Below are 6,063 nucleotides of genomic sequence, written 5' to 3' on the forward strand. Positions count from 1 at the left end.
CGTAAATCGACTCATCGCGGGCCTGCTTCACGTTCGAATACGAGGGCTACATATGGATCATTAACCAGCGCTCACCAATACTCGCGATTGACCCCAACTGGCTAGCGGCGGGTGGTTTAAACATGCGACGTGCTTCGGCACATGTTTAAACCACCCGCCGCTATTCGGTCATCGCCATAGCGACACAATTCCCTCGAAAAACGACACCGCAAACGGCGCAAAAAATTTATTGCCTGTCAGGCGTCGAATCCGCTCAAGCAAACCCGATATCAGCCGACAACTATCGTAGTCGTCCTCGCGAATGGCTTCATTTTCAGCACCGCGAGTTGAGATCAAGTCGTCATTCGAAATTGGGCATAGGTCAATTGTGAAGCTTACTAGTTCTATCGCATTCAAGTTCAGCGCCGCGTCTGCTGCTGCCCTAGCCATCACGGTTCTACTGCTCACCACGGTGGGCGCATTAAACGTACGACACCAGGCCGTCGACGAGTTCGAGCAGTCCAGTCACGCCAGAATCGTCCAGGCGGATGAATCACTCGATGGAACCTTCAACGAGGTCGAACAGAACCTGACATACCTGACGCAAACGGCGCAGCTAAAAGCCGCCGATGAGAGCATCACCAATTATCTGAACCATGGCGGCCAGATGACCCCTGATGCGAATGGCGAGGTCGAGAAGACGATTTTCGCGCTGCTCAAGCAGTTCGGCGATACCCATCCCAACATGCGGTATCTGGATATCGGCACGCACTGGGGCGGCTACGTGCAGTGGCCGATCGAAAGCCTGAACGGTGAACATTACGATCCGCGGGTGAGGCCATGGTATCAACTGGCCATGACCGCCCCCGAGCGCGTCGTGCGACCCGCGCCGTATCTCAGCGCGGCCGGGGCCGGCGGCGCGATCATTTCGTTCGCGCGCGTGGTGAAGGACGGCAAGGGCGAAATCCTCGGAGCGCTCGAAGGTGATATTTCGCTCGATGACTTTGCGCGCCTCACCAGCGGTATCCGATTCGGCCAGACGGGCTATCTGCTCGTCACGGACGGCAGCGGCAGAATTCTCATCGATCCGCGTGAAAAGAAGCACGAATTCATGGACCTGAAAGGACTGGGCGGCGGGTACGAACAACTGGCCAATAGCACCGATGGACTCGTCAACATTCAGTTGGACGGCGTAGAAAATCGGGCGTTTGTCTACACTTCGCCAAAGAGCGGCTGGAAGTACTATGCGCTCGTGCCCGAGTCGGAAATGATGGCAGCGGCCAACCGGTTGACGTCGACGCTGATCGCAATCGGACTGCTGGTTCTAGTCGTTGCCGTACTGATCATCGTCGTACTGGGGCGCCGGATGACCGATCCGATTCGTCATCTGGCGAACTCGATGTATGAAATTGCAGCCGGGGACGGCGATATGACGCGACGCCTGCCGCTTGTCAGCCAGGACGAAGTGGGCGATCTGGCGAACCAGTTCAACGCCTTCGTCGAAAAACTGCGTGGTGTCCTGCTGAAGGTCATGAGCAGCAGCCGCAATCTCGAACTGGCGGCAAGTGAGGTGTCAGCGGGCAACATCGATCTATCGTCCAGAACCGAGCAACAGGCAGCGTCGATCCAGCAAACGGCAGCGAGCATGGAAGAACTTGCGGGCACCGTGCGCGGCACTGCTGACCAGGCAATGAGCGCCCATGCCGTCGCCGCCGGTGCCGTGGATACTGCCCGACGCGGCAACGATGCGGTGACCACCGCTGCGAAGACCATGAAAGTTGCGGTCGAACAATCGGGTCGCATTGTCGGTATCGTCGGCATGATCGAGGGAATCGCATTTCAGACCAACATCCTTGCGTTGAATGCTGCCGTTGAATCGGCGCGGGCGGGTGAAAGCGGTCGAGGGTTTGCAGTAGTCGCAGCCGAGGTTCGCAACCTTGCCCAGCGATCGACAAGCGCTGCAAAAGAGATCAAGACCCTGCTGGAAGTATCGGTCGAAAACGTCCAGGCCGGCGCCGAACAGGTCAATCTGGCAGGCAAGACCATTGCCGAACTGACCGAAGCCATTTCAAACGTCGCAACCATTACCAGTGAAATCGCGCATTCGGCTAACGAGCAAAGCCGTGCGATCGGCGAGGTCAATCAGGCGGTTTCCTTAATGGACCAGTCAACCCAGCAGAACGCGGCGCTGGTCGAAGAAATCGCCGCTGCATCCGAATCGCTCAGCACGCAGGGCCGTGACCTGAACGCGACAGTGGGCTTCTTTAAGCTGGGGGCGTAAGCCAGGCCGCGACGATTTGCATCACGTGGTTCGTGGGGCTCGTCGGTGATGCAAGCATCTGAACGCATAACCTTATCAATTTTCGTTCGTTCAGCTTCGGCGCCCGCGGGTATAGCGTTGAAAGTCCTGACCCTGAGGCGCAAGGCCCGAGGAACGAAGATGAGCACGATCTACGAAGAACGCCCGCAAGCAGCCGCGCTACGCGCGGTCATTGCCGAGCTGAACTATCTACGGAAAGGCGAAGGCCGCCCGGTGAGCTACATGTACGAGCCGCCGCCCGGCATACCCTGGACCTCCGGCCAGCTCGAAGCACGGCAAGTGACGATCCACGATGCCCGTGCGCTCGCGGCGGCGAGCGGACTGTCGCTGGACACGAGCGGTTTTCAACATGTAAGGCACGAAAGCGCGCTAAGCGATTTCAGCGACGAAGCCGCCATCCGCTCGACGTATTACCGCGAATCGGAACAGGTGCTGCTCAAGGCCACCGGCGCTGAGAAAGTGGTCGCGCGGTGAACTGCTGAAGAGTCTCGACGCGAGCGTGGCGTAGGCGTGGCCTAGACGCAGTTAGCGCTGAACGCCCCAACGACGCACCGTCAGAGGAGCCAATCGCAACGTAACACAAACTACAAACTCGCCATGCCTCAAGGAAACAGGCTCCTGACGTAGTTGATGGGTGCGTGGTCGGCGAGATCCCTGAGCATGACGTTACCCGTGCGCCACGCATAGTCACGCAGGTAGGCGACTCGTGCGTTAGAGCGGTCAGCTTGCACCGCTGCTTCAGCATCGCCTGGCGTGGGCAGGCCTTCACTCGTGATGTACGTCATCGGTCCCACATGCACGTAACCGCCAAGCTCGGGCGGCAATTCGGTTACGAGGTCGCAGCAGTCGACAAAGCGTGTGACCTCGACTTCTCCAAGCGTCGCCGCAAAAGCCGCGTCACCAAGACGTGGGCATCCGATGGTGATGAGATCATTCGGCCGGCACACGCTAGCAACAAGCGTTGCTATAGCGGCCCCCAGGCTATGGCCCGTCAGCACGAGCCGGGTTCGCCCGCCCTGCGTCGCCAGCACCCATGCCGTGACGGACGGGAGGACGCTGCGCGCCGCTCGCGCAAATCCTTCGTGAACATTGCCGGCGCTTTCGCTCCAGCCCGTCATGCTGGCGTCGAGGTCAGTCGCGATGTCGGTCAGTTCTTCCGGCTCTGTGCCTCGAAACGCCATGATAGCAAGACCATCTGCGGGCCTGAAAGCGCCAAAGCCGTGAGTGTCGGTCTGCTCGCCGCCGAACAGCGTGGGTGCCTCAAAGCCGACGAGGGCGAGTGCGTCCTCAACCCGCGCAAGCTCAGGTCCGCCGTCTTCGCCATGTACGTATGCGAGCCGTGCGAATTCCACGGACAGCGCGGGGATGCTGTACGCGCCGCCAGCCGCGAAGACCGTTGCCCTCAGTTGCGGGGAGTAGAGGGCATCGCGCGTCGGGTCGTAGGGGATGGTTGGCATGAGCGATCAACCGGCATAAACATTCAGGCCATCTTCGTTGACGAACGTCTCCGTCAGCGTCCCGTTGTTCAAACTCAGCAAAGCGAAGCCGTTGTGCACTCGGCCTTGGTACAAAAGGTCAACGACCGGCGTGTTCTCGTACCAGAGCACCGCCTGGTTCTCGTCCAGCCCCTGCGGAGCGCCGCAAGGTACCGCTCCGTGGCCGCAACAGCGACCCCGCATGTTTGCTTGCTGACTGTAGACAACGCCCGCGTGCAGATGACCCCAATACCACCACACGTTGTGCGGTGCGAAGAGAGGGGCAATTTGCTGCCATAGTGCGCTCTGCGTCCCGCCATCGACGGATAGTCCGTTATGGTGTGTCAGCAGGATTATTTGACGTGTCCCGGCGCTCGCGGCAAGGTTATTCAGGAACGCGCATTGCGTCGGGTCAAGATGACCGTGCTGATAGAGGCCCATCTCATCGGCATAAAAGGCGGTATCAAGTGCGATAACCATCCAGTAATCGTTCTGCATAACGAAGTAGCTCGATCCATTTTGGGCGCCGAACCTTGGGTCCGCCAACGTGGTTAAGAAGTAGCCCAGTGCGCCTGAGTACATCTCGTGATTTGAATTCAGCGTGAAAGAACCCTTCTTTCCGGAAGGCCAGACGCCCAGAAAATTGATGTTTTCCTGTTCCTCCGTTCCCGAATAGTAGACGTCGCCCAAGTGGACGGTATAGTCCGGATTAAGTTGCCTGACCGCGTTGGCGACTTTCTGAGCCGGGTCTATTTGGCGGTCGGTTCTATACCCCACGCCTGTTCCCCAATCCCCCACAATGGCAATCGTCACTTCGTTGTCGATTTGTATCGTAGGCGGGTTGTCTGGAAATTTAGCCTTCTGATCCGGCGGAAAGTGCTCCAGCCAGCAAGCTGCCGATTCCGCCCAGCGCAGATCAAGCGCCTCGTATTGCTGCGTTCCGACAAGGTCTCCTTCCTCGGACACAGTTGATGCGACCAGCCCACCGCCAGGGCCCGGTAAAGCGGTCGTATTTTCGAGGAGGCTCCTTACGTTCGCCAGAATATGATGGGTGGGTGAATTGTCACTCTCGCCCGTGACCAAATCCGTTGCCTGGTTGTGCGCCTGATCCAGCATGAGCTCAAGCGTGTTCTGTTGATCGGGCGAGGCCTTGCTTCGGAATACGGCGATGGCCTGCTGCAGGCGCACCTTCAAAGCATCCGGCGTCGGGGGAGCGTTTGAGGACATGCTTGACTCCTTTCTATCTTTTCAATATCTGATTAGCACTACAATGTAAGTGAAACAAACAGATTTAATTCAACTTGCAAGCCTGCTTCTTTGCATGAGCAACACTCTCGAATTACGCCGCGTCGCTCCTTCCATCACAACAGAATAGGCGACCGAAGCCTGAGCGTAAGGACGAGGACGGGCGTTATGTGGCTTAACAGACAGATCGCCGATGAGGTGAGCGCGGGGTTCCTGCCGCTCACCACACGCCAAACGCCACACGTCACATCATCCCGCCGTTGGCGCTCCCTGCGCTGCCAGTGCTGGATGAAGGTGCGGCGTTCGTTGCGAGCGGCTGGGCGAGACCCGCCGCTGACAGCAGCGAGACGGCGGCCGGATCAGGCATGCCATTAGCGTCGATGGCGCCTGCAGCGGTCAGTGCGCCGAGATCGCTGTCGACGCCTGCTTGCCCGACAATAAATGGCGTCGTCAGAAACGCTGGCGCCGTCAGCGTGAGCGCATAGCGCTGCTGCAGATTCGTGACGACAGCCGATTGCGCAGCCAGCACATCGGCCTCGTTTCCCAGCGCCTGTTGAAACTGTGCGCTGCTCGGGAAGCCCGCAATCAGAGTGGTCTCGTTCGTGCCGAGTTGTGAAGCGAGGTAGACGAGCATCAGCTCGGTTTCAGGCGTCGTATTGAAGGTGCCGCCGGCAAACGCCACCGAATGCAGGGTGGTGCCACCGGAGGTCACAGTGAGGATGCACGGAAGCGTGGCGTTGAACGTGATGCTGTATTTGCCGCCGCCGTCTGACAGGGCGGAGCCCGAACCTTGAGCACAACTGAAGCTGAGCATCGCGCTGGCGAGCGGGTTGCCGGTGGCAGCCGTGCCGGATAGGGTGACGTTTGGCACAACGGCTGCGCCGCCACAGTAGCCGATGCCGACGCAGACGTTTCCGCCGCATGCGGCGAGCGTTGCGAGCGAAGCCACACAAAGTGCAGCCAGCGCCGGGCGAACGAAACACGTATTGTGAGTGTTCATAACCGCCTGCCGTTGATAGAAGCAGATAAGACGACCCGTACCAC

At 59.1% G+C, this 6,063-nt stretch carries 5 protein-coding genes; 2 read left to right on the top strand and 3 right to left on the bottom strand.

What is annotated here, in order from left to right:
• The first annotated feature begins 367 nt into the window (after nt 1–367).
• Nucleotides 368–2,260, top strand: a complete 1,893-nt coding sequence (locus WCA53_RS27855; protein ID WP_423918477.1) for a methyl-accepting chemotaxis protein — start codon at nt 368–370, stop codon at nt 2,258–2,260.
• 159 nt (nt 2,261–2,419) lie between these two features.
• Complete coding sequence (locus WCA53_RS27860) at nt 2,420–2,773, top strand: CmcJ/NvfI family oxidoreductase (protein ID WP_423918483.1); 354 nt, start codon at nt 2,420–2,422, stop codon at nt 2,771–2,773.
• A gap of 128 nt (nt 2,774–2,901) precedes the next feature.
• Here the strand turns inward: WCA53_RS27860 and WCA53_RS27865 are convergent, their stop codons facing one another.
• From WCA53_RS27865 to WCA53_RS27875, 3 genes are all read right to left on the bottom strand, one after another.
• Nucleotides 2,902–3,756, bottom strand: coding sequence for a lipase family protein (locus tag WCA53_RS27865; protein ID WP_423918486.1), 855 nt, complete (start codon nt 3,754–3,756; stop codon nt 2,902–2,904).
• A gap of 6 nt (nt 3,757–3,762) precedes the next feature.
• The gene (locus WCA53_RS27870) at nt 3,763–5,001 is read right to left on the bottom strand and encodes a metallophosphoesterase family protein (protein WP_423918489.1); all 1,239 of its coding nucleotides are present in this window, start codon (nt 4,999–5,001) and stop codon (nt 3,763–3,765) included.
• A gap of 262 nt (nt 5,002–5,263) precedes the next feature.
• Complete coding sequence (locus WCA53_RS27875; protein WP_423918492.1) at nt 5,264–6,019, bottom strand: hypothetical protein; 756 nt, start codon at nt 6,017–6,019, stop codon at nt 5,264–5,266.
• Nucleotides 6,020–6,063 lie beyond the last annotated feature (44 nt).

It is taken from the genome of Caballeronia sp. (assembly GCF_049581465.1).
Taxonomy (GTDB): Bacteria; Pseudomonadota; Gammaproteobacteria; order Burkholderiales; family Burkholderiaceae; genus Caballeronia.

Coding starts and splice junctions, on each gene's coding strand:
- WCA53_RS27865 (WP_423918486.1), bottom strand. CDS start 3,756: ATGCCAACCATCCCCTACGACCCGACGCGCGATGCCCTCTACTCCCCG.
- WCA53_RS27860 (WP_423918483.1), top strand. CDS start 2,420: ATGAGCACGATCTACGAAGAACGCCCGCAAGCAGCCGCGCTACGCGCG.
- WCA53_RS27875 (WP_423918492.1), bottom strand. CDS start 6,019: ATGAACACTCACAATACGTGTTTCGTTCGCCCGGCGCTGGCTGCACTT.
- WCA53_RS27870 (WP_423918489.1), bottom strand. CDS start 5,001: ATGTCCTCAAACGCTCCCCCGACGCCGGATGCTTTGAAGGTGCGCCTG.